The sequence below is a fragment of the Dyadobacter beijingensis DSM 21582 genome (assembly GCF_000382205.1).
In the GTDB taxonomy this organism is placed as follows: domain Bacteria; phylum Bacteroidota; class Bacteroidia; order Cytophagales; family Spirosomataceae; genus Dyadobacter; species Dyadobacter beijingensis.
The window spans coordinates 951,100-974,126 of record NZ_KB907788.1 but is presented as its reverse complement, the minus strand read 5'-3'; the positions used below and the strand labels follow the sequence as shown (position 1 = coordinate 974,126).

The 23,027-nt window shown below is 53.1% G+C and carries 19 protein-coding genes; 12 read left to right on the top strand and 7 right to left on the bottom strand.

The features are described 5' to 3' along the window. The first annotated feature begins 7 nt into the window (after window positions 1-7). The 4 genes from H144_RS0117645 (at window position 8) to H144_RS33920 (ending at window position 8,202) form a co-directional block, all read left to right on the top strand. Window positions 8-940 carry an RraA family protein gene (locus H144_RS0117645; RefSeq protein ID WP_019943423.1) on the top strand — a complete coding sequence of 311 codons (933 nt, stop codon included), beginning with the start codon at window positions 8-10 and terminating at the stop codon, window positions 938-940. Between the two features lie 43 nt (window positions 941-983). After that, the gene (locus tag H144_RS0117640) at window positions 984-2,468 is read left to right on the top strand and encodes a mandelate racemase/muconate lactonizing enzyme family protein (protein ID WP_019943422.1); all 1,485 of its coding nucleotides are present in this window, start codon (window positions 984-986) and stop codon (window positions 2,466-2,468) included. 84 nt (window positions 2,469-2,552) lie between these two features. Beyond that, entirely contained in the window at window positions 2,553-4,823 is a 2,271-nt protein-coding gene (locus H144_RS0117635; protein WP_019943421.1) for a cation:proton antiporter, read from the top strand. Between the two features lie 106 nt (window positions 4,824-4,929). Beyond that, window positions 4,930-8,202, top strand: coding sequence for a cyclic nucleotide-binding domain-containing protein (locus H144_RS33920; protein ID WP_019943420.1), 3,273 nt, complete (start codon window positions 4,930-4,932; stop codon window positions 8,200-8,202). On the opposite strand, the gene H144_RS0117625 is transcribed toward H144_RS33920, so the two are convergent. From H144_RS0117625 to H144_RS0117610, 4 genes are read right to left on the bottom strand one after another with little or no spacing between them, the layout of a single operon-like run. Beyond that, window positions 8,197-8,784, bottom strand: coding sequence for an HD domain-containing protein (locus tag H144_RS0117625; protein ID WP_019943419.1), 588 nt, complete (start codon window positions 8,782-8,784; stop codon window positions 8,197-8,199). The genes H144_RS33920 and H144_RS0117625 overlap by 6 nt on opposite strands. Before the next feature lie 2 nt (window positions 8,785-8,786). Continuing rightward, window positions 8,787-9,833, bottom strand: a complete 1,047-nt coding sequence (locus H144_RS0117620) for an adenylate/guanylate cyclase domain-containing protein (RefSeq protein WP_019943418.1) — start codon at window positions 9,831-9,833, stop codon at window positions 8,787-8,789. Continuing rightward, window positions 9,830-10,204: a response regulator gene (locus tag H144_RS0117615; protein ID WP_019943417.1), complete on the bottom strand. Its 375-nt coding sequence runs from the start codon at window positions 10,202-10,204 to the stop codon at window positions 9,830-9,832. The genes H144_RS0117620 and H144_RS0117615 overlap by 4 nt, the downstream gene beginning before the upstream one ends. An 18-nt stretch (window positions 10,205-10,222) precedes the next feature. Then, the gene (locus H144_RS0117610; RefSeq protein ID WP_019943416.1) at window positions 10,223-11,584 is read right to left on the bottom strand and encodes a sensor histidine kinase; all 1,362 of its coding nucleotides are present in this window, start codon (window positions 11,582-11,584) and stop codon (window positions 10,223-10,225) included. Window positions 11,585-11,803: 219 nt separating this feature from the next. Here H144_RS0117610 and H144_RS0117605 point away from each other — a divergent pair, with 219 nt between their 5' ends. From H144_RS0117605 to H144_RS0117575, 7 genes are all read left to right on the top strand, one after another. Then, window positions 11,804-13,060: a TolC family protein gene (locus H144_RS0117605; RefSeq protein ID WP_019943415.1), complete on the top strand. Its 1,257-nt coding sequence runs from the start codon at window positions 11,804-11,806 to the stop codon at window positions 13,058-13,060. A 2-nt stretch (window positions 13,061-13,062) separates the two neighbouring features. Further along, window positions 13,063-14,073: an efflux RND transporter periplasmic adaptor subunit gene (locus H144_RS0117600; protein ID WP_026350779.1), complete on the top strand. Its 1,011-nt coding sequence runs from the start codon at window positions 13,063-13,065 to the stop codon at window positions 14,071-14,073. 12 nt (window positions 14,074-14,085) lie between these two features. After that, window positions 14,086-14,385, top strand: coding sequence for a DUF190 domain-containing protein (locus H144_RS0117595; protein WP_019943413.1), 300 nt, complete (start codon window positions 14,086-14,088; stop codon window positions 14,383-14,385). A 1-nt stretch (window position 14,386) separates the two neighbouring features. Continuing rightward, the gene (locus H144_RS0117590; RefSeq protein ID WP_019943412.1) at window positions 14,387-17,533 is read left to right on the top strand and encodes an efflux RND transporter permease subunit; all 3,147 of its coding nucleotides are present in this window, start codon (window positions 14,387-14,389) and stop codon (window positions 17,531-17,533) included. Window positions 17,534-17,587: 54 nt separating this feature from the next. Continuing rightward, window positions 17,588-17,974: a DUF5618 family protein gene (locus H144_RS0117585; RefSeq protein ID WP_019943411.1), complete on the top strand. Its 387-nt coding sequence runs from the start codon at window positions 17,588-17,590 to the stop codon at window positions 17,972-17,974. Between the two features lie 48 nt (window positions 17,975-18,022). Then, the gene (locus H144_RS0117580) at window positions 18,023-18,409 is read left to right on the top strand and encodes a DUF5618 family protein (protein ID WP_019943410.1); all 387 of its coding nucleotides are present in this window, start codon (window positions 18,023-18,025) and stop codon (window positions 18,407-18,409) included. Between the two features lie 193 nt (window positions 18,410-18,602). After that, a complete protein-coding gene (locus tag H144_RS0117575; RefSeq protein ID WP_019943409.1) occupies window positions 18,603-19,238 on the top strand; it encodes a hypothetical protein in 636 nt (211 codons plus the stop codon). Here the strand turns inward: H144_RS0117575 and H144_RS0117570 are convergent, their stop codons facing one another. The 3 genes from H144_RS0117570 to H144_RS0117560 all read right to left on the bottom strand — a co-directional run bounded on the left by H144_RS0117570 (window position 19,239) and on the right by H144_RS0117560 (window position 21,818). Next, a complete protein-coding gene (locus H144_RS0117570) occupies window positions 19,239-19,922 on the bottom strand; it encodes a Rossmann-fold NAD(P)-binding domain-containing protein (RefSeq protein ID WP_019943408.1) in 684 nt (227 codons plus the stop codon). It abuts the gene before it with no gap. A 56-nt stretch (window positions 19,923-19,978) separates the two neighbouring features. Further along, window positions 19,979-20,824 carry an oxidoreductase gene (locus tag H144_RS0117565; protein WP_019943407.1) on the bottom strand — a complete coding sequence of 282 codons (846 nt, stop codon included), beginning with the start codon at window positions 20,822-20,824 and terminating at the stop codon, window positions 19,979-19,981. Window positions 20,825-20,915: 91 nt separating this feature from the next. Beyond that, the gene (locus H144_RS0117560) at window positions 20,916-21,818 is read right to left on the bottom strand and encodes a helix-turn-helix domain-containing protein (RefSeq protein WP_019943406.1); all 903 of its coding nucleotides are present in this window, start codon (window positions 21,816-21,818) and stop codon (window positions 20,916-20,918) included. A gap of 203 nt (window positions 21,819-22,021) precedes the next feature. Here H144_RS0117560 and H144_RS0117555 point away from each other — a divergent pair, with 203 nt between their 5' ends. Further along, window positions 22,022-22,996 carry a class I SAM-dependent methyltransferase gene (locus H144_RS0117555; RefSeq protein WP_019943405.1) on the top strand — a complete coding sequence of 325 codons (975 nt, stop codon included), beginning with the start codon at window positions 22,022-22,024 and terminating at the stop codon, window positions 22,994-22,996. Window positions 22,997-23,027: the final 31 nt, after the last annotated feature.

The window sequence follows — 23,027 nt, the reverse complement described above, 5'->3', positions numbered from 1 at the left end:
CTCTTTTATGCTTAAACAAACCTTGCTTGCGGGGGCGTTTGTGCTGGGAAGCGTCGCTTCCTACGCACAGGCGATCTCCCCCACTCCTGATCAGATCAAAGCCTACACCGCCGGCTGGAAGGGAGAACGTTCGCCCGATGGCCGTCCACGCGTTTCGGACGCGATCCTGGCCCGCCTGAAAAACATTTCGATGGAAGAAGCCTGGGGCGTGCTGCGCAACAAAGGCTACCACAACCAGTTTGAAGGCGAATGGCAGCTGATCCACACCGACAGCTCCATGACCGGCCGCGTGGTGACCGCCCAGTACATGCCCGCCCGCCCCGATTTGCAGGACCTGGTGAAGGAAACCGGTAAAAAAGAAGGGCGCGTGCAAACCGGCGGTACCAACTCCTGGCCCATCGACGTCCTCAAAGAAGGCGACGTGTATGTGGCCGACGGCTATGGTAAAATCGCGGACGGGACGCTCATAGGCGACAACCTGGGCAACTCCATTTATGCCAAATCCAAGCGTGGGGTGATCTTTTACGGCTCTGTGCGCGATGTGGAAGGTCTGAGCGAGATCAAAGGTTTCAACGCGTGGATCAAAGGCCAGGACCCGTCGTACATCCAGCAAATGATGCTGACGAACATCAACACGCCGATCCGCATCGGACGCGCGGTGGTGCTGCCGGGAGATATTGTGCTCGCTAAAAAATACGGTACGATCTTTATTCCCGCCCATTTGGTGGAAGAGCTCGTGCTGACATCGGAAGTAACGGCGCTGCGCGACGAATTCGGTCACCTGCGCCTCCGTGAGGGCAAATACACGCCCGGGGAAATCGATACCAAATGGTCGGACGCGATCCAGAAGGACTTCCTCAACTGGGTAAACAACTATCCGGGCAAGCTGCCGATGACGAAAAAGGAGCTGGATGATTATTTGAAAGAAAGAAATTATTGACGGCCGTCCGTCGGCGGTCAAAAACCACTAAACTCAAATCCCGATGAAAAACATTCTCAAACAAATCATTGAATCCAATAAACAAGTAGAAACAGCCGAGAAAGCGGCGGCGGCGGCGGAAATTGCTAATCCGGCTACGAAAGACAGCCGGCGGAACTTCCTGCGTAAAACGGCGGTGGGCGGTATTGCATTGGGCGGCTTCATGTCGATGTCGACCGAGGATACCATTGCACAGGCTACTTCCAAAGTAAGCCGGGCTTCGAAGCCTTCCGAATTGAAGATCACCGACCTGCGCTATTGCATCGTGCAGAATGTAGGCCGCACGCCCATTATCCGCATCGATACCAACCAGGGCATTTACGGCCTGGGCGAGGTGCGCGACGGTGCCGACGAGCGGTATGCATTGTTCCTGAAAAGCCATTTGCTGGGCCAAAACCCCTGCAACGTGGAGCAGTTGTTCAAATCCATCAAGCAGTTTGGTTACCACGGCCGTCAGGCGGGTGGCGTGTGCGGGGTGGAAATGGCACTCTGGGACCTTTGCGGCAAAGCTTACGGCGTGCCGTGCTGGCAGCTGCTCGGCGGCCGCTACCGGGATAAAGTTCGCCTGTACGCGGATACACCCGAGTCGAACGACATCAACGAGTTTAAGCAAAAGATCAAATACCGCACGCAGGACCAGGGTTACACCTGGCTAAAAATGGATATTTCGATCGGTATGCTGCGGAACAGCGAAGGTGGCGTCGTGAACAACAAGTTCTGGGGCGGCGGCTTCTCGCAATGGGCCGGCGACTACCATTCCTATGCCAATACCAAGCACCCCTTCACGGCGATCCAGATCACGCCGAAAGGCCTGGATGAAATGGCGAAGGTAGTGGAAGAAGTACGCGGCGTGGTAGGCTACGAAATACCGCTTTCTTCCGACCATTACGGCCATTTTGACCTCAACAACGGCATCCGTCTCGGAAAGGCGCTGGACAAATACCGCCTCGCGTGGTTAGAGGACATGGTGCCCTGGGAATACACCGATCAATGGAAGACCATTTCCGACGCACTGGAAACGCCTACCCTCACCGGCGAGGATATTTACCTCAAAGAAGGCTTCAAAGCACTGATCGAGCAGCGCGCGGTGGATATCGTCCACCCCGACCTGGCCTCTTCCGGCGGGTTGCTGGAAACGAAGCGTATCGGCGACTATGCTGAGGATCATGGCATTGCGATGGCCATGCACTTCGCGGGTACGCCTGTGAGCTTCATGGCCAACGTGCATTGTGCCGCGGCCACACAAAACTTCCTTGCATTGGAACACCATTCCGTGGACGTGCCGTGGTGGGAAGGGCTCGTAAAAACCACCGACGGCCGCAAGCTCATCGACAAAGGCTACGCACCGGTACCGCTCGAAGCGCCGGGGCTCGGTATCGAGCTGGTGGACGAGGAGGTGAAAAAACACCTGCATCCGAAAGACAAATCCTACTTTGCCCCTACGCCCGACTGGAACGAAAAGCGTTCGCACGACCGGCTCTGGAGCTAGTATTTTGCAAGATGGTAGGGCATTCCGTCCTACCATCTTTCGCTTGAATTGAGTATTTTGCGCACTTCACTCCCTTACCCGCAGATGAAGAACATACGCAACGTACTCTTTTACACCATTACCATCGCCGTTTTTTCGGCCCTGCTTTACTTCTTTATCCGACAGGGCACATTGCTGGAAAATACGGCCCAGATTGCCCAAAAACAGCCAAACACGTCTTCCTGGGAGCAATTCACGGACACATTCGGGCACAATATCCATCACCCGCTCGCCACGCTCCTGCTGCAAATCATCACCATCATCATCGTTGCCCGGGTGTTCGGCTGGATATGCAAGGCCATCGGTCAGCCGACGGTGATCGGCGAGATCGCCGCGGGGATTTTTCTCGGCCCATCGCTGCTGGGTATGTTCTACCCCGAGGTTTCCGCATTGATATTTCCGGCCGCTTCCCTTGGTAACTTACAGTTTCTGAGCCAGGTAGGCCTAATCCTCTTCATGTTCATCATCGGCATGGAGCTGGATTTGAATGTACTGAAAACCAAGGCCCAGGAAGCGATCGTGATCAGCCACGCGAGCATCATCCTGCCGTTCGCACTCGGCGTCGGCCTGGCGTTATATATGTATTCCGACTTCGCGCCGGAAGGCATCAGCTTTCTGTCGTTCTCGCTCTTTATAGGTATTGCATTGAGTATCACGGCATTCCCTGTCCTCGCACGCATTGTGCAGGAACGCGGGCTCTCGCGTACGCGCCTGGGCATGATGGTGATTACCTGCGCCGCCACCGACGACATTACCGCCTGGTGTATCCTCGCCGCCGTGATCGCGATCGTGAAAGCGGGCGAGTTTGTGAGCGCCATTTACACGATTTTCCTTGCACTCGGTTACGTATTGGTCATGATGCAAATCGTAAAACCGGTGCTGAAACGCATCGGCGACCATTACGCCTATCGCGAGGGGCTTACCAAGCCGATCGTCGCGGTATTCTTCCTGATGCTCCTGCTCTCGTCGTATTGTACCGAAATCATCGGCATTCACGCGTTGTTCGGGGCATTTATGGCGGGCGTGGTCATGCCTGTCAATCAGCGGTTTCGGAATATCTTTATTGAAAAGGTAGAGGACGTTTCACTGGTACTGCTGTTGCCGCTGTTCTTTGTATTTACCGGTTTGAGAACACAAATCGGGCTGCTCAATGACTCGCACCTGTGGCTGGTAACGGGGCTGATCATTGCCGCCGCCGTGACAGGCAAATTTATCGGCAGCACGGTCGCCGCGCGGTTTGTGAAGCAATCGTGGCGCGACAGCCTGATCATCGGCTCGCTCATGAATACGCGGGGACTGATGGAACTCGTCGTACTTAATATCGGGTACGACATCGGCGTGCTATCGCCTGAAATATTCGCGATGATGGTGATCATGGCCCTCGCCACCACCTGCATGACCGGCCCGGCGCTGGACCTGATCGACAAGTTTTTCCCTTCGCCGAAATGGGAAGACCTGCATCCCCAACACGAGCCTTCGCGCTTCTCCATCCTGATCGCCTTCGCCAGTCCGCAGGGAGGCCGCAAAATGTTCCGCGTTGCCAACAAGCTGATCGCGCAAAGTGCAGAGGAGCAACATATTACCGCATTGCACCTCTCGCCTAGCAGCTATCTCAGCCAGGTAAATACGGAGGAATATCAGTTCGAAACATTCCGCCCGATCAACGAAGAGGCCCATTTGCTCGATACGCCATTTACTTCCCTCTTCAAACCATCCCAAAGCATCGAGCACGACATCATCGAAACCGCCAACGACGGGGAGTTCGATATGCTGCTGATCGGTATCGGACGATCAGTATTCGAGGGAACGTTTTTAGGTAAAATACTGGGCTTTACGTCCCGCTTCGCAAGCCGCGAGCGCCTTTTCGACACCATTACCGGCAAGGAAAAGTTCTTCCACGCCGACGTGTTCGACGAACGGACGACGCATATCATCAAATCCGTGAAGGTGCCGGTCGGCATCCTTATCGAGAAAAACCTCGACAAGTTGCGGCGCGTTTTCATGCCGCTATTCTCGCCGGAGGACAAGGTACTGCTCCGGTTCGCCGACCGCCTCGCTTCCGTGGGCGGCCTGCAAATCACGATCATGGATCCATCGCAAAGCCTCAGCCAGCACCCCGAGGTAAGCGGGGAACTGGCCGCATTACGGGAAAAATCGGGGGAAAATGTGACAATGCTTTACGAAAATGCATTGGAAAAGGAATTTTTGCAGGAAAATGACCTGATGGTAATTAGCCTCGACAGCTGGAAAAAAGCGGTCGAATCGCACAGCGTGTGGCTTTCGCATTCGCCTTCGGTGCTGATCATACGGGGCTGACGGTCAGACGATCCGCCTTTTTCGAAGGCGGAAAGTCGGCCAAACGGGTTTTTAAAAGGAATAATAAGTGTTTATTTTACAGGAGCGACGCTAGCATTCCAATTCTATGATCCCATTTCTAAGCCAAAACCGCTTCACGAAGTCCTTTAATCAGCAAACGATTCTTTTTTTCTTTCATAACTTCTTTACCAATGTAGGCACCACGCTGGTTTACGTTTCGGCCAATGTGCTCCTGCTCGAAAACCATCCCGAGTACTCGCTTCCGCTGGCCTACATCGCCGCCGCACTGGCCGTGATGGCCGCCGGGAAGATTTATGAGTATTTTGAACACCATCTTTTACTCAAAAAGCTGAGCCTCGGCACGATGCTGTCGTCGCTGTTGATGGTGGTTATCGTGATGGGCCTGCTGCTGGTAGGGCATGGCGTTGCCACGGCCATCGCGGTCATGGTGGGTTACCGGATCATTTACCTGCTCATTAACCTGGAATTCTGGGGGTTGTCCGCATTGGTGTTCGATGTGCGGCAGAGCAAAAGGCTGTTCAGCGTCATCGGTTCGGGGGATATGCCGGCCAAAGCATTGGGCGCCGTGCTCGCGGTGTTGATCCATTCGCCTTCGGTACTGGCCATATTGCTCGCTATCTCGCTGGTTTTCTTTGCATTGGCATTCTACACGCAAATACTCACCTTCCGCCACACGGACATCCCCAACCCGCACCACGCACGTACGCGGACGACGGATTCAGGCTCCCGGATCATCCAGAAATATTTCGGCGGCAACAAGCTGCTCACCTCGCTGTGCATCGGTATGGTCGCCATTGCGGCCACGGCCACATGGATCGAGTACCACTTTTTTGTGAATGTCAAATACAAATTTCACAGCCAGCACGACGTCATTTTCTTCGTCGGCTCGCTGCTGACGGCTACCTATGTGATCTCCACGTTCGTGAAAATGCTGTTTTCGAGCAAAACCGTGGAGCGGTTCGGTATCAAACTGACCTTATACCTGCTGCCGCTGACGACGATCGCGATCTCGCTGGGGCTGCTGGTTTCGTCGTATTTCCGGAAGGACGAGCCATCGCTGCTCGTGTACTACTGCATTGCCTACCTACTTTTCGAGCTCGTGCGACGAACGATTTTCGACCCGGTGTTCCTCGTATTGTTCCAGCCGCTGTCTACGAAAACCCGTTTAAAGGGTCATACGCTCGCCAAGGGCTTGTTTGAACCGCTGGGAATGCTCATCGCCGGCGCGATGCTCTGGGTCATTTACACGCAGCATTGGAGCGATATCAGCCTCACATTCGATTTGTCGCTGCTGTTTGCATTGGGTGCGCTGGTGGTGTTCCGCAAGACCTACCGGCATTATATGGAAGAACTGAAATCGGCGATCAGCAAGCGGTTTATCCGCAGTGGCGAAATGGCCGCACCGGCCGAAGCATTGCCGATCATCACCGAAAACCTGCAAAGTGATCGCAAAGAAGAGGTGTTGAATGCGATCGACTGGCTGGCGAAAAACAAGGTGGCGATTTTCCGCAAGCACGCCGGCGAACTGCTGCAGAGCCCGTTCGTGCAGGTAAGGCTGAAAACATTGCAAACCCTTGCCACGCTCGAAAAACCGGAGCTTTCGGCCTCATTTGTGCAATACATCGAAAACGAGCCCGACGCAGCCTGCCAGGTGCTGGCCGTGCGCCTCGCCTGCGCCAACCGCCGCCTGTCGGACGAGCAAACGGCGCAGTTCCTCGCCCACACCGACCTCGACATTGTAAAGGGTACCATTATCGGCTGCTGGGAGGCCGGAAAAGCGCTGCCGCTGATCCACGGCACCTTGCAGCGGCTCTTCGGCTCGGAGCAAGAAAGCGACCAGCTGGCGGCGCTGGATTGCCTCAAAGTGACCGGGATCAATTCCTACGAAAACCTGCTCAAAAGCTGCATCAGAAACGGCTCGCAACGCGTGCGCAACTACGCCATCGAGGTAGCCGCAACGGTGGGCTCCCCTGCCCTGCTGCGCGACCTGCGCCTGGTACTCACGGGCACATTTACCCCTTCGACGATCCACGCACTGATCCAGTCCGGGGACTTCGGCATCCGCATTATTGAAGAATGGTTGCAGCAGGATACCACCGGAGCGCGCATTAAGACCTTCATTAAAACAGCTGAAAAAGGTCGGCACGAATTTATACTTCAAATACTTTTTAACCTTATTAAAAATATTTACCATAATAAACTTTCTATTCATACTCAAAATACCGACAATATTAAAAGTAAAGAAAGCGGTATCCATATTGAAAATATCGATAATTTTACCCATATAGCGGCCCTGAAAGCGCTTAGCCACTATACATTAATCACTGATTACAAAACACTTATCCCTGAATTTGTAGAGAAAGAGCTCGTTCATGCAGGCCAGTTGCTGAACGGTATGGATGCCTCCGAAACCGATATTACCTGGAATAATGCGTTGGAATATGAGCTGGAACTGACGGCGCAAAGGCTCTTCTACCTCTTTATGATGCAGTACGACAAGGAGGCTGTACAGAGTGCCTGGAAGGGAATCCGCCACGCAAGCAAGGAGAAACGCGCCAACTCGCTCGAACTTATCGAGAGCTTTTTGCCGCGGATGTTATACCCATCGCTGCACGCGTTGTTTGAAAATATCCCTATTCAAAGAAAGCGCGACGCACTGCGGCAATACATGGGGAATGTCGATCCGGGGCTAACGCTCGTGACCGCCATTCTCTCCCAGGGAGAACGCGCGTTCACGACCTGGACCATTGCGCTCGCTATCGGCAAATGCGACATCGCGGAGGCCGACCTGGTGTATCTCGAAAAACTCGCGTCCCATTCTTCCCGGCTGGTCCGGGAGGCTGTTCATGAAAAATATGCAGCGCTTGCCCGGCGTACCGACCTTAAATTTTCGCTTCGAATCCCTATGAAACACGCCGAACCTACCCAGCAGATTTCCGAAATGGAAAGGGTGATCGTCCTCAAAAACACCCAGCTTTTCGCGCAGACACCGGAAAACGTCCTCAGCTCCATTGCCCCGATCATGAAGGAAGTGACTTACAGCGACGGGCAGGAGATATTTGCGAAAGGCGACCTCGGCGATTCGATGTACATCATTTACACGGGACAGATAGGCATTTATGACGGCCCGAAACAGCTCGCATTGTTCGATAAGGGGGAAATTTTCGGTGAACTGGCATTGCTCGACACCGAACCGCGCTCCGCGACCACCGTGGCCGAGACCGACGCGCTCGTGTTCCGCATTGACCAGGAAGATTTCTTTGAACTGATGGAAGAACGGGACGAGATCCTGCGCAACGTACTGCGCATTTTGTGCCAGCGCATTCGGGTGCAGAACGAGAAAATGCGCCGTTTATAGCGCGCGGGCCGTGTTTTTGAGGTGACGGAGCTGCCGCTGCTTGGCAGCTTCCCGGCGATGTTGCTGGGAACTTGTCCAGTAGGAATGCGTTTCCAGGAACTTCACCTGCACGGCGTCCCAGGCTGGAATGTCCTCCACCATATCCCGCGCTTTCAATTCCTCAAATAATGTGGCTGCCACGGGCTCGAAATCGTCGCGGCCCAGGTAATCCAGGTCCGCGTCGCAAAGGACCATTTCCAGGTGGTTTTTGGGGCTTTGCGGGATCTTCGTCGCCATGATCATGCCGCATATGCTTTCAATCTGCGCCGCATTGTAACCGAAGCCTGGCAGCATCTCGCGTGCGACCGCACAGCCTGCTTCCTCGTGGCCCTGGTAGGTGTCCATAAAGCCGCTGTCATGGTAAAATGCGGCTGTACGGAGCAATGCGAGCGATTCTTCGTCGGCAATGCCTTCCAGCGCGGCGATCTCTGCGGCGGCCCGCACGACGTCGCGTGTATGGTGGATGCCGTGGTAAAAGAGCGTGCGGTCCAACCGGTTTTCCAGCTCGGCGAGAATATATTGTTCGGCCTGTTCGGTTTGCATGGCTATTCGATCACTTCGTAGATCAGTACCGGGTTAGATTTGTTTTTGAGGTTCACTTCGCCCACCACCGTGCATTGAAATGCCTCTTTCAATTGCTCATAAGCCGATTCCGGCACCACTACCTGCCCCGGTTTGGCAATGGATTGCAGGCGCTGCGCCACGTTCACCACGTCGCCGATCACCGTATAATCCAGCCTTTTCAATGCCGCTGAACCGATGTTACCGGATACCATTTCGCCGGAATTAATGCCGATCGAGACCTTGGGATAGTAACCCGACTGGTCCGACAGTTCCTCCTTGAACCCGTTGATATGGTTACGCACCGCCAGCGAGCATTCCACGGCGCGGTCCAGGTGGTATTCTCCCCGGAAAACGGCCATCACGGCGTCACCCATGAATTTATCGACGTGCCCGCCCTGGGCGATGATTTCCTTCACCATGACATCGAAATACTTGTTGATGAGCTTCACGACGCGGTCGGGCTGCTCCTTCTCGGAAATGGCCGTAAAACCGCACATATCCATGAATACGACCGTTCCTTCGATATTCTCGCTCGTCATGAGCGACTTTTCGAAGGTTTCCTGCGTCATGAATTGCAGTACCGATGCATCGACGTACATCCTCAGAATATCGTTTTCCCGCACCGCTTTCAAGGTATCTTTCAGCTGCGCTACGTATTGCAGGGTCTTTTCCATCGTCACCTCCAGATCGCGGAAATCGATCGGCTTGGTGAGAAAATCGAATGCGCCGCGGTTCATGGCCGTGCGGATATTGTCCATATCGCCGTAGGCCGAAACGATCACCGATTTCAGGATGGGGCTCAGCTCGCCGAGGCGCACGAGCAGCGTCAGACCGTCCATTTCGGGCATATTGATATCGCTGAGCACCATGTCCACGTCGGGATGCCCTTCGAGCATTTCGAGCGCTTTCACGCCATTTTCAGCAAAAATGAATTCGTATTGCTGTTCGCGGATCTGCCGCCGGAACTTCTGTTTGATCAGGAGCTGCAAATCGGCCTCGTCGTCCACTACGAGTATTTTGGCTTTCATAGGATGCTGAGCAGTTTCTCTTTCAGTTCGTTAAAATTGACGGGTTTGGTCAGGAAATCGTCGGCGCCGAGCTGCATCGCCTGGTCGTGGTTGGCGCTGTCGCCGTAGGCCGTGATCATCATAACCTGCGGAGGCGCCGCGGGATGATCTGCGCGGATGCGTTTGAGCAGCTCGATGCCGCTCATGCCAGGCATATTGATGTCCGAAAGGATCATGACCACCTCCGAAGGATGGTTTTGCATGAATGCCAATGCCTCTTCGCCCGAAAATGCGAACGAAAATTCGAACTGACCGCCCCGGATTTCACGCCGGAATTTCTGTTCGAAAAGCGATTTAACGTCTTCCTCGTCGTCTACAACCAGTATTTTCATTCTTTTTGAGGGTTAAAATCAACTAATGGGTATCGTCAACCGGAACTCGGTTTTTTCTCCTTCGATCGTGTCCACTTCCAGCACGCCGCCATGACCGTTGGTGATAATGTCGTAGCTCATCGAAAGGCCCAGGCCTGTTCCCTGGCCTGTCGGTTTGGTTGTGAAGAAAGGCTGGAAAATCTTGGCTTTCACATGGTCCGGCATGCCTATTCCATTGTCCGAAACCCTGATATACAGCTTATTATCAAATTTTTTGGTGCTGATTTTCACTTCCGGTTTGTAATCGCCTAGCTGACCGGCCTCCGTCAGTTTGCGTTTCTTCTCCGCAACGGCGTAAAAGGCATTGGTAAACAGGTTGAGGAACACACGGCCAAGGTCCTGCGGCAGCACGTTTACCGTGCCGATCGAAGCGTCGAAATCGGTTGTTAATGCCGCATTGAACTCCTTATCCTTCGCACGCAGGCCGTGGTACGCGAGGCGCATGTACTCGTCCGCGAGCGCATTCACGTCCACAGGCTCCTTCTCACCCGACGACGCCCGCGAGTGCTGCAGCATTCCCTTAACGATGGAATCCGCACGTTTACCGTGGTGCGTGATCTTCTGCTGGTTCTGGCTCAGGTCGCCGATAATGCCTTTGATATAATCCTTATCCTCGTCCGAAATATCCACTTTGTCGATCTCTTCCTCCAACTCCTGGCAAAGCTCAACCGACACTTCCGAGAAGTTGTTCACGAAGTTGAGCGGGTTCTGGATCTCATGCGCGATGCCGGCGGTGAGTTCCCCGAGCGAAGCCATTTTCTCGCTCTGTATCAGCTGGTTTTGCGTGGCTTTCAGCTCTTCGATGGCTTTTTGCAGTTCTTCCTTTTGCTGGGTCAATTCCTGGGTGCGCTCCGCCACGAGGTATTCGAGGGAGAGTTTTTGTTCCTGGGCCAATTTCTCTTCGCGCAACCTGTCCTCGCGCTCCTGCATGAGTACTTTCTGCTGCTTGCGGGCGTAAAACCAGATCACAAAACAGAATATCCAGGCGAAGAGGATCGTCATGCCGAAGATCTCGTCATACTTCGCATGGAATTTCGGGAAGATGAGCTCGAACGTGTCACTCAGCATGGAAATGCCTACAAACGGCAGGATCGACTGCGCCGTGGAGCGGATGTCCCTGAAGTCGTCCTCCTTGTAAAAAATCCATAGCAGGGCCAGCAACGAGAGGTTCCAGACCCAGGTATACATGTCGGGCTGGCGCGCGATGTAATAGATCGCCAGAAGGCCGAACGAGTAAAACCGTGCGTATTTGAAGAAGCTGTCCCAGCGGGCCAACCGGTCCGTCGCCTTCATGGCTGAGAAGGCATACTGGACCAAAAAGAAGAATACGATGAAATGCATGTAGAAATTTTGTAATAGTAGTTCTATTTTACTATTATTCCCTAACAGTTGGCAAAGTACTTATTTTCCCTTAAAAATTCAGTTCAGTGCCGGAAATGCCCGTTTTTGTTCCCTCTAATTTATTTCTAACTCAATTTTAATGGTTTTATAAAACAGTTTTAATACCATTTTTAGCACGACTGAGAACCTTTGCCCGCAGGTAATTCAAACTAAACGAACATGCGTTATCCACTTGTGAAGCCGGTTCTCGTCGCAATGCTGATGGGAACGGTGTCGGTAAGGGCTCAGACATCCTACACTTTGCAGCAGGCCCTGCAAACGGCAAAATCCAATAACCCGGTCCTCAAACGGGAGCAGTTCAACGTCGATGTGTCGCAGGCGGACATTACGACCGCGCAGCTTCGGCCCAATCCTATTCTCAACAACCAGTCGCTGCAACTGGTGCAGCCCGCCAAGTTCCCCGAGAACACAGGCTGGTTCAACGGTGCCAACCGGCAGATATGGTGGCAGGTGACCAAGCCTTTTCAGTTGCCTGTACAGAGAGAGAACAAGATTAATTTCGCACAGCAAAACGTCAGGCTGACCCAACGGCAATATGCCGACACGGAACGGCATCTTTTTCAGGGAGTTGCACAAAAATGGCTGGATGTTTGGGCGGCCCGCAAGCAACTTGATTTATTGGGTACTGCCAAGTCGAATATCGACTCGCTGGCCAATATCAACCGGCTGCGCCTGAAAAACCAGGTGATCACGACCACTGACCTGGCGCGCACGGAGCTGCTGGCCCATCAGTACGACATTCAGCTCAAATCGGCCGCCCAGGATTACCGCAACGAGCTCTCAAACCTCAAATTCCTCATGGGCGTGCAGGACTCGATCAGCATCGACACGACCGACCAGTTCGCATTTGCATTCCCCGACCAGATGGACGCCATCGTGCAGCAGGCTTTGCAAAACCGCACGGATATCCAGGCCATCAAATCGACAATGGACGTGGCCGACGCCAATATCAAGCTCCAAAAATCAAGTGCGTTACCGACCCCGGAGCTCGGTTTGATCTACAACCCGCAGAACAAGGCACATTACATGGGCGTGTACGGAACGATTGAGATACCGATTTTCTCCCGCAACCAGGGCGAGATCAAAAAATCGCAGGTATTGAAACAACAGGCTGAGCAGGATTTGCGCGCAACGGAAACCCAGGCCGAAACCGAAATCCTGACCGCCTACAAAAGCTACATTACCCATAAGCAAAACTTGCAGAATTTCAACCAGTTACTCACCCAATCCCAAACCATTCTCAACAGTGTCAAATACTCTTACCTACGGGGCGGTACGACGATCATCGACTTCCTCGAAGCCCAGCGCAGCTGGCTCGATACGCAGCAGCAGTATTACGATGTCCTTGGTCAATACCGCCAGAGCTACATCGACCTCCTTTACGCATCAGGACTGATCAATCAAATCGCGCAATAATCATGAAGAACATACTCGTTTGCACCTGCCTGGCCATGACATTGATGGCAGGTTGCAAAAACAAAGCCGCTAACAAAGTCGCACAGGACAATTCTACGCCGGTGGTGAATGCCTCAGGCACCAAAATCACGTTCCCGCTGGCTGAAAGCGCGAATTTCTTCCAGACCGAGCGCGTATCCAGCGGCTCACTCATGGCGAACGTGACGGCCCCGGCCAAGGTTTCGGCCACGGTAATCCGCTCGGATGAAGGCGCGTCGGGCAACATCGTAATATTCGATAACCCAGAGCTGGCAGGCAATTATACCCAGCTATTGCAGCATTTGACGATGATCAACCAGATCCAGAATATCAATATCCGTCAGCGCAAAACCGAACTGTCGCGTATCAAAGATTTGCAGGAACACGGCGCGGCTACCGGCAAGGACCTGCTCGAATCGCAGACGGCCTTATCGATGGAAGAAACGAACCTGATCAACGAGCGTGCGGCCATTATCGAGCACGAAACGAAGCTGAAAGCAGGCGGGTTTGAGCCAAAACAGCTCCGCAGCGCACCCGCAGGCACCGCATACATCATCTGCGACGTTCCTGAAAGTGAATTGAACCAGGTGAAAAAAGGCGCTAAATGTACCATTCAGTTCACCGCGTTCCCGAACGAGGATTTCACGGGTACCATCGACGCCATCGCCGATTTGGTAGACCAGGCCACCCGCATGATCAAGCTCCGCGTGAGCATTGCACACGCTACCGACAAGTTGAAAGCCGGTATGTTCGGCAGCGTCGCATTTGGATTGAGCGAAGGTAAAAAACTCAGTATCAATAAAGATGCGCTGGTAACGGTGCAGGGCCACAATTATGTGTTCCTGAAAACGGCGCCGCTCGTCTTCGAACGTCGCGAGGTGAATATCGGCGACCAGATCGGCGACCGTATCGTCACATTCAGCGGCGTGAAAGACGGCGAAAACGTCGTGACCAAAGGCGTGATGCAACTCAAAGGACTATCATTCGGCTATTAAACCCTCCCGGATATGCTACAAGCCCAGATCTTCATCAGTTCCGATCACTGGAAAGATGAACTACCGCTATTCGAATATATTATGCAGTTTTTGGTGAAACAGAAAGTGCAGGGAGCGACGGTGTACCGCGGCCGTCTCGGCTTTGACGGGAAGCACCTCAACCGCCCCAACGACCTGTTCAGTTTCGACGAAACGCCCATGGTCATTTCCTTTATCGACGAGGAAGAAAAAGTTAAATCCGCATTGACATTGCTTCGGAAGGAAGTGAAAAGCGGGTTTATAGTCACCAACCATGTAGACAAGTGGATTTAAAATGATCAAGAACCTGCTTTTTTTCAGCCTTCGCAACCGGTGGGTTGTGATCGCTGTGAGCGTAGTGCTGATGGGCGTCGGCTACTGGTGCTTCACCCAGCTCAAAATAGAGGCGTATCCGGATATCGCCGATACCAACGTGATCGTGGTGGCGCAATATCCCGGCCGTGCCGCCGAGGAAGTGGAGCAACAGGTTACCGTTCCCATCGAAAGAGCGCTCCAAAATACCCCTAATGTGCTCGACAGACGCAGCCGAACCATTTTCGGACTGTCTGTAGTGCAGCTGACCTTTAAAGACGGCACGGACGATTATTTCGCCCGTCAACAAGTTACCGAACGGCTAGCCTCGGCTGAGCTGCCGGACGGCGTCGCCCCGGAGCTCGCGCCATTGTCTACTGCCGTGGGCGAAATCCTCCGTTATGTGGTGGAAGCCCCGTCCAGTTACAGCCCGACTCAGCTTCGTGATTTGCAGGATTGGGTGATCAAACCCGCATTGCTGCAAGTACCTGGCATTGCAGACGTTACAACTTTCGGCGGGCCTTTGAAACAGTATCATATCATTACTTCGCCGGAAAAACTGGTGAAGTACGGCCTGTCGATGCAGACCGTGATCGATGCCATTAATGTAAACAACCAGAATACGGGCGGTAACGTGATCTCCCGTGGCGGCCAGGGCTTCGCGATCAGGGGGCTGGGGGCCATCAAAGACGAGCAGGATATCCAGAACATCGTGCTGAAATCGGAGAATGGCGTGCCGGTATTCGTACGGGATGTGGCTACGGTGGAGATTACGCCGCCGCCGCCAAGCGGGGTCATGGGCTACACCATTACGGCTGATAAAGTGGACGTGAGCAGCGGCGTGGAGGGCATTATCCTGCTCCGGCGCTACGAAAACCCCAGCGAGGTTTTGAAAGTACTCAACGAACGCATTGCCGACCTCGAATCCAGCGAACTGCCCGAGGGCGTCCATTTGAAACCGCTCTACGACCGCAGTTTCCTCATCGACCATTCACTCGAAACCGTGGCGCACACGCTGTTCGAGGGGATTTCGATTGTCGTGATACTGCTGATCTTCTTCCTCGGAAGCATCCGCAGCGCATTGGTAGTGGCGCTGACGATCCCGTTCTCGCTGTTGTTTGCGTTTATATTAATGCGTTTGACGGGCATTCCGGCCAATTTGCTCTCCCTCGGCGCCATCGACTTCGGTATTATAGTGGACGGCGCGTGTGTGATGGCCGAGCATTTGATCCGCAAATACCGCACGGCGAGCCCGGAAGAAAAGCAGCAGGGCATTGTGAAAATTACGCTGCTGTCGGCGCAGGAAGTCGGCCGCGAAATCTTCTTCTCGGTAACGATCATCATCCTCGCGTACATGCCTATCCTGCTGATGACCCGCGTAGAAGGCAAGCTCTTCTCCCCCATGGCGCTGACGCTCGCATTCGCCGTGATCGGTTCCATGCTGGCGGCGCTCACGTTCATTCCCGTGCTCATTTCATTTGCCTACAAAAAAGCACTGGCCGACCCTGAGAAACCGATGAAAGCGCATAGGAATTTCGTGCTCGACTTCCTTACAAAGTCGTATTCCAAAGCATTGAGCGGTTTTTTGAAGAATTACAAAGCCACTGTGCTTATCGGTTTTGCCGTTGTAACGGTGCTGGTGCTGTTCGGGATCAAACTGGGAACCGAGTTTTTACCAACCCTCGACGAGGGCTCGATATTCCTGCGTGGCAACTTCCCGTCGGGCATCACGATCCAGGAAAATGCCAGCTATGCGCCCAAAATCCGTAAAATCATTGCCAAATACCCGCAGATCTCTTTCGTAATCACCCAAACGGGCCGCAACGACGATGGTACCGACCCGTTCCCGGCCAACCGGAACGAAATTCTCGTTGGCTTGAAGGATTATGACCTTTGGAGCAAAACCATTACCAAAAAAGAGCTCGTCGAGAAGATCCGTCACGATTTGCAGGCGCAGCTGCCCGCCGTGGCATTCTCTTCCGGCCAGCCCATTATCGACCAGGTCATGGAGATTGTGACCGGCAGCGCAGCCGATTTGGCCGTATCCGTGGTGGGCGACGACCTGAATATGATGCGCAAGAAGGCAGAAGCCATTGCTAAAATCGTGAAAGGCACGCCCGGCGCGGACAATGTGAACATCGAGCAGGAAGGCCCGCAGGAGCAGCTGGCGATCAACATCAACCGGCAGGCCGCAGCCCGCTTCGGTATCAATGTGGCTGATATTCAGAATATGATCGAAGCGGCGATCGGCGGCAAGACCATTTCCACGCTGTACGACGGCACGAAGCGTTATGACATTGTCATCCGCTTTCTGCCTAAATACCGCAACTCTATCGACGCGATCAAGAACGTGCAGGTACCCTCGCTCACGGGTGCGCTCATTCCCATGAGCCAACTGGCCGACATTCATTTCATTGAAGGTCAGACAAATATCTATCGCTACGGCAGCAAACGCATGGTGACCGTGCGCACCAACATCCGCGGGCGCGACCAGGGCGGTTTCGTGAAGGAATTGCAGAAAAAGATTAATGCGCAGGTACACGTACCGAAGGGTTACAGCATCATCTACGGCGGCCAGTACGAAAACCTCGAACGCGCCGGCAAACAGCTCGCATTCACCATTCCATTGACGATTGTGATGGTATTCCTGTTCCTCTTCATGCTGTTCAAAAACCTCCCGCACACGATGGTAACGATGAGTTGTATCCTGTTCGCACTGGGTGGCGGCATTGTAGCGCTGCTGCTGCGCGGGTACTACTTCAACGTCTCTGCCGGGGTCGGTTTCGTGAGCATTTTCGGGATTTCCGTGATGGCGGGCGTCCTGCTCGTGTCCGCTTTGAACCGCACGACCCAGGCACGTGAAAATTCGTTGGAGCATGACGTGCTCGAAGCTTCCTCGGAACAGCTCCGCGCGATGCTGTCCATCCTCGTCGTGGCCATTATCGGCCTGGTACCGGCGGCCATTTCCTCCGGCATCGGCTCGGATGTACAGCGGCCGCTGGCGACGGTAATCATCGGAGGTCTCACCAGCACCCTGATCTTCGCCCCGATCCTGATTCCGCCGTTGTATTTGTGGATGGAAAAACAAAGAAAACCGCAGAAGCCGAGAGAGGTTCTGGAATTGGAATAGGATTTGGAAAAGGATATTTTTGTGATAGCTGAAATCAAAATAATTACACAGACTATGACAAACGAAAACCCTGTCCTCGAAGCAAAACGCTACGTGGAGAACGCGCGGGCCATTTTGAGGGAAAAAGCGCGTAAGGAAGATGATCAGTATACTGATCGGAAATATGTAAAATTAGCCGGCCACGCGGCCTACACGGGCGTGCTGGTCGCGCTGGATGGCTTTTTAGGCGTGAAAACTAAGAAACGGAAGGATGTTACCTGGTACAAAGAACAGCTCGCTTCATTGGACAAAAAGGTTCTGAATAACTTTGTCAATGCATATGAACTGCTACACTTATACATGGGCTACGACGGGACGCGCGAAGCCGCAGTTGCCCAGGCCGGCTTGAAGAGAGCCGACGAAATCATCCAATGGGTAGAGCAGCGTTCCGCCGTTTGCTGATTTTTTCCAGCCGTTAGATCATTCTTATTAATTCAAAATACACAGACTATGAAAGACGAAGATCCGATTGCAGAAGCCAGGCGCCATGTCGAAAATGCCCGGACTATTTTAAGAGAAAAAGCCGCCAAAGAGGACGATCGGTACGCTGATAGGAAGTATGTTAAAATGGCCGGTCATACTGCCTACACTGGTGTGCTCTTGGCCCTCGATGGCCTGTTTGGGATCAAATCCAAAGGCAGAAAGGATATTAATTGGTATCGCGATCAAGTGGCGAGAACGGATAAAAAATTGCTTTCGAATTTTATGAGTGCGTACGAATTGCTGCATTTGTCTATGAGCTACGATGGCAATCAGGACGTATCCACGGCCCAAACAGGCCTGAGACGAGCCGACGAAATCATCCAATGGGTAGAGCAGCGTTCCGCCGTTTGCTGATTTTTTCCAGCCGTTAGATAAACATCGCCGTGCCAAGTTGATTGGCACGGCGATGTTGTTTTAAGTGGTTCAGTATTTAAACCTTATAATAATTATCCAGTGGATAAAATGGCCGTTTTTAGTTAAATTTCCTAAGTCTTATGTCCTAAGCGAAATGAGGCGTACTCAACTATACACTTTAAACTATCGGCCCATGAAGCAGAAACTCTACCTCCTCTCGTTACTTTTCCTTTCCAGCCGCATTTCAATGGCGCAATCGCCCGATGCTATCGCCGGGGAATATCATTTGCAGGGCGTCATGGAAACCGCCTCGGCCATTTTGCTGAAACCCGACAGTACTTTCGAACTCTACTTCTCGTATGGCGCCATGGATCGGCAAGGGCATGGCAAATGGCAATACCAAAACGGTAAAATCCTGCTCAACAGCCGCCCCAGGCCCGAACGCGACTTTGCGCTGGTAGCCAGCAAACCGGCGCCGGACGAGTTCACGACCGTCAAAATCGTCGATAGCAACCAGCAGATATTGCCGTTTTTCGAAACGCTCATACGCACGACCGGCGGAGAAAAATATGGTAAAATGAACCAGGAAGGCGCATTCCAGATACCCAAAACGAAAACAACGGGCATCGACCTGTTTTTTACCCTCGCGCCGGAGCGTTACACTTCGTTCCCGGTGGATTCGGACGACAATTATTTCGAATTCCGGATCGAGCCGTGGATTATCGAGATCTTCGTGGAAAATATCGCCCTGAAACCCGCCAAAAATGGGCTTACCGGCGAACATCCGCTGCTGAAAGGCGACGCTTTCTCGTATGAAAAAATGAAATAATCAGACATATTGCCGGTCGCCGAGGAGCACAATGTCTTTCACTTCAATGACCTGCTTGTCGTAACCATATTTGGTCACATTGATCATTGCAGCGCCCAGCTGTTTCAGCGTCGAACCGCCATTGGGATATACCGCTTTCAGCACCGGGTACAGCCAGCCCAGGTATTTATAGAGGCTTAGCAGGTTCTTTTGCCCCTCCGTCGCTTTCAGAAATCCCGGCCGGAATGCAAAAGCCTGATCGAAAGGCAGTTTGGCGACATCATTTTCTGTTTTACCCTTCACCCGCGCCCACATCACGCTGCCTTTTTCACTGCTGTCGGTGCCGGCGCCGGAAACGTAACAGAACGTCATACCCGGATTCAGGCGGCTTAATGTCCCGGCCACATGCATCGTCAGGTCGTAGGTAACGCGGCGGTACCCGGGCTCTTTCATGCCCACCGACGACACGCCCAGGCAGAAATAGCAGGCATTGTAACCTCCCAGCTGCCCCTCGATCGCCGACAGGTCGTAAAAGTCCGTATGGATGATCTCTCTCAGCTTCGGGTGACTGATTCCCAGCGGCTTGCGGTTGATGATGAGGACCGACTCCACGTCCGGGCTTTCGAGGCATTCGAGCAGTACGCCTTCCCCTACCATGCCGGTCGTGCCGGTAATGATCGCCCTGATTTTTCCTTCAACGGCCATAGTCTGATTGGTTTGTGATGATGTCAATGCCGAAAGATAGGGATATTTTAAGGTCGTTAAACGTCATAATCAGTGGATTTCGACACTTCCTCCCACACTCCCATTTCTGCTGTCAGCGACGCAATCTTGTTTTTCGCCAAACCGAACGCATCTGTTCCCAATACTAGATGCACCGGCGGGTTTTCGGCTTCGGCAATGCGGATCATTGCATCGGCTGCTTTCTGAGGATCGCCCGGCTGCTGCCCGTTAATCTGCTGCTGGTGCATGGCTTGTGACTCGCGGACAGTTTTATATGCTTCAATTTCTGTCTGAGGCGTTACAAAAGAGCCCGATGCCAGGAATTCCGTACGGAAATAACCCGGCTCCACCACCGTCACCTTCACGCCAAACGGCGCTACTTCCTCGGCCAGCGCCTCGGAAAGGCCGGACACGGCAAATTTGGTAGCACAATAGATACCGAAGCCCGGAAATTCGCCAACGAAACCGCCAATCGATGAAATGTTGAAAATGTGCCCCGAGCCTTGCGCCCGCAGGTGCGGCATCACGGCGCGTACTACGTTCAGCGTGCCGAAAACGTTTACATCGAAATTCCCACGGGATTCTGCGTCCGAAAGTTCTTCCAGACTTCCAGCCAGGCCGTATCCTGCATTGTTCACGATAACGTCGATCTGTCCGAACTTTTCAATTGTGGCCGCAATGGCCTGAGATACGCTCTGCTCGTCGGTGAGATTTACGGCCAGCGGTAAAAACTGACTGCCTTCATGCGCTACCGCATTTTTCAAATCGGCTGCCGAGCGGGACGTTGCCGCCACGGCGAAGCCATTTGCCAGTAACTTTTGAACCAATGCCAGTCCCAGGCCTTTCGAGGCGCCGGTGACGAACCATACTTTTCTATTTTCCATTTTGCTTTGTGGATTGATTTTTAGAACACCACAAAGGTAGAATGCCGCTCAGCGCGAGGCATTGTACGGTTCAAACAGATAGTTGCGAAATTCAAACAATACGAAAAGCGGACGGCGTCTGGCTCGTGTGCTTTTTGAAAAAATTGTTGAAATGGGACGGCTCCTCAAAACCCAGGCAGTAACTGATCTCCGAAATGTTCCAGTTGGTATGCCGCAGCAGCGCCTTCGCCTCGGACGCGATGCGCTCGGCAATGTGCGTGGTGGTCGTTTTGCCCGTCGTTTCGCGGATAGCGCGGTTGAGGTGGTTGACGTGCACGGAAAGCTGGCTCGCGAAATCGTTGGCCGACCGTAGTACAAAGCGCTGGGAAGGTGATTCGATCGGGAACTGCCGTTCGAGCAGCTCGGTAAAAACGGCGGTAATACGCGAATTGGCATTGGGATGCTGGTACAATGCCTCGCTGGGCTGCATTTTGAGGGCATAATGGATGAGCTCGGTCACGTAGTTGCGCAGCAAATCGTATTTGAAGGGGTAATCCGACGCGATTTCGTCCAGCATTTTATCGAAAATATGGCTCACATGCGCATCCTGCCCGTCGCTGAGCATGTAGGAAGGCTTCCCGCCAATGGCAAACATAGGCAGGTCGGCCACATTTCCCCGCAATTTTTCCGAGAAAAAACCTTCTTTAAAAATGCAGAAATAGCCCGTTACGGAATCGCCCACAGCCTCCCAGGTGTAAGGCACCAGCGGATTGAAGAATATCAGCGAAGTACCGTCCAGCTCGATACTCTTGTCGGCGTAGTGATACACGACCCGGCCGCGGACAAGGGCAATTTTATAGTAATCCCTCCGGCTGTACCGGGCCTGAACGGGGTTGGTCACATAGTTCTCACCCATCGAGAACACATTGAAATGCCCGATGTCCTGTTGCAGGTTGTCGGGCAGCCAATTGAACTTATGCTGGTAGAATTCTTCGAGTGTTTCGGGTTTTTCCATGGGGCTAAGTTACGAAAATCAAATAGAAATGCAGCAACCAGCAGCGGCGGTTCGTCATCGGCGATAAGCGGCGCTATTTTACCTCCCTATTAAATCGCGCAGACCGGCTTTGTAAAATGGTTCTTTTACCTAAATTTAGATTCTTGAACAAGCATTGTTTCAGATTACATTCACACACCACACATTTTCATTCCAATTCTTCGATGAAATCGTTCAGTCCCCTGCTTATCGAGCACATTGAAAACGGCACACTCGTATGTCCTCTGTGTTTGTCCCCTTTGAAAATCGTCGATGAAAGCCTGCATTGCAGCAATACCGCCTGTGCGCATTCGACCGAGGAAATTCCGCTCATACAGAAGAAGGTACCGATACTGGTCAATTTTGAAGAGAGCATACTCAGCAAGGAGCCGCTGCTGGCGACCGGCGGCGAGAGCCTCATTCCACGCAGCGGCAATAAGTATGATGCGATCAAAAAGATATTCTGGGGCGGCGACGGCAAGACCCGCAAAAACCTCGCGCAATTCCTCGGAAGCGTGCCCAAACATCCCGGTAGAAAATCGACGGTGCTCATTATCGGCGGCGGTGCCGTAGGCAATGGCGCCGGCGGCATGTACGATGCCACGGACATTGATGTGCTTTCTTTCGACATTTATGCCTCTTCCAACACCGATTTCATCGCCGACGGCCACTCGCTGCCGATCGCAAATGACAGCATTGACGGCATCTGGATCCAGGCGGTACTCGAACACGTGATGTATCCGCACCGCGTGGTAGCTGAAATCCACCGCGTGCTTAAAGCGGGCGGTGTCGTATATGCTGAAACGCCATTCCAGCAGCACGTACACGAAGGTCCGTACGATTTCACCCGCTTCACTGAAAGCGGCCACCGGTTACTGTTTAAAGATTTCAAACTACTGGATTCCGGTTTCCTGACCGGCATCGGCACGGTATTGCTCTGGAACGTGCGGTACGCGGCATGGGGCCTCACGCGAAGTAAAAAAGCGGCTATCATCATCGCGATGGCATTCGGATGGGTCCGCCTTTTCGACCATCTCGTCCCGGATTCGTTCAATGTGGATACTGCCAGCGGCGTATATTTTCTCGGCCGGAAAGATCCGAACCATCGATTCCACGAACGGGACATTGTGGCGCACTACAAGGGTTTTCAGCGGAAGTAGTGATTGATCGCCGAACGCGGACCGCCGACGG

What these genes read in the sequence shown, in the direction of transcription:
- H144_RS0117645 (WP_019943423.1), top strand. Translation starts at nt 8, where the DNA reads ATGCTTAAACAAACCTTGCTTGCGGGGGCGTTTGTGCTGGGAAGCGTC.
- H144_RS0117640 (WP_019943422.1), top strand. Translation starts at nt 984, where the DNA reads ATGAAAAACATTCTCAAACAAATCATTGAATCCAATAAACAAGTAGAA.
- H144_RS0117635 (WP_019943421.1), top strand. Translation starts at nt 2,553, where the DNA reads ATGAAGAACATACGCAACGTACTCTTTTACACCATTACCATCGCCGTT.
- H144_RS33920 (WP_019943420.1), top strand. Translation starts at nt 4,930, where the DNA reads ATGATCCCATTTCTAAGCCAAAACCGCTTCACGAAGTCCTTTAATCAG.
- H144_RS0117625 (WP_019943419.1), bottom strand. Translation starts at nt 8,784, where the DNA reads ATGCAAACCGAACAGGCCGAACAATATATTCTCGCCGAGCTGGAAAAC.
- H144_RS0117620 (WP_019943418.1), bottom strand. Translation starts at nt 9,833, where the DNA reads ATGAAAGCCAAAATACTCGTAGTGGACGACGAGGCCGATTTGCAGCTC.
- H144_RS0117615 (WP_019943417.1), bottom strand. Translation starts at nt 10,204, where the DNA reads ATGAAAATACTGGTTGTAGACGACGAGGAAGACGTTAAATCGCTTTTC.
- H144_RS0117610 (WP_019943416.1), bottom strand. Translation starts at nt 11,584, where the DNA reads ATGCATTTCATCGTATTCTTCTTTTTGGTCCAGTATGCCTTCTCAGCC.
- H144_RS0117605 (WP_019943415.1), top strand. Translation starts at nt 11,804, where the DNA reads ATGCGTTATCCACTTGTGAAGCCGGTTCTCGTCGCAATGCTGATGGGA.
- H144_RS0117600 (WP_026350779.1), top strand. Translation starts at nt 13,063, where the DNA reads ATGAAGAACATACTCGTTTGCACCTGCCTGGCCATGACATTGATGGCA.
- H144_RS0117595 (WP_019943413.1), top strand. Translation starts at nt 14,086, where the DNA reads ATGCTACAAGCCCAGATCTTCATCAGTTCCGATCACTGGAAAGATGAA.
- H144_RS0117590 (WP_019943412.1), top strand. Translation starts at nt 14,387, where the DNA reads ATGATCAAGAACCTGCTTTTTTTCAGCCTTCGCAACCGGTGGGTTGTG.
- H144_RS0117585 (WP_019943411.1), top strand. Translation starts at nt 17,588, where the DNA reads ATGACAAACGAAAACCCTGTCCTCGAAGCAAAACGCTACGTGGAGAAC.
- H144_RS0117580 (WP_019943410.1), top strand. Translation starts at nt 18,023, where the DNA reads ATGAAAGACGAAGATCCGATTGCAGAAGCCAGGCGCCATGTCGAAAAT.
- H144_RS0117575 (WP_019943409.1), top strand. Translation starts at nt 18,603, where the DNA reads ATGAAGCAGAAACTCTACCTCCTCTCGTTACTTTTCCTTTCCAGCCGC.
- H144_RS0117570 (WP_019943408.1), bottom strand. Translation starts at nt 19,922, where the DNA reads ATGGCCGTTGAAGGAAAAATCAGGGCGATCATTACCGGCACGACCGGC.
- H144_RS0117565 (WP_019943407.1), bottom strand. Translation starts at nt 20,824, where the DNA reads ATGGAAAATAGAAAAGTATGGTTCGTCACCGGCGCCTCGAAAGGCCTG.
- H144_RS0117560 (WP_019943406.1), bottom strand. Translation starts at nt 21,818, where the DNA reads ATGGAAAAACCCGAAACACTCGAAGAATTCTACCAGCATAAGTTCAAT.
- H144_RS0117555 (WP_019943405.1), top strand. Translation starts at nt 22,022, where the DNA reads ATGAAATCGTTCAGTCCCCTGCTTATCGAGCACATTGAAAACGGCACA.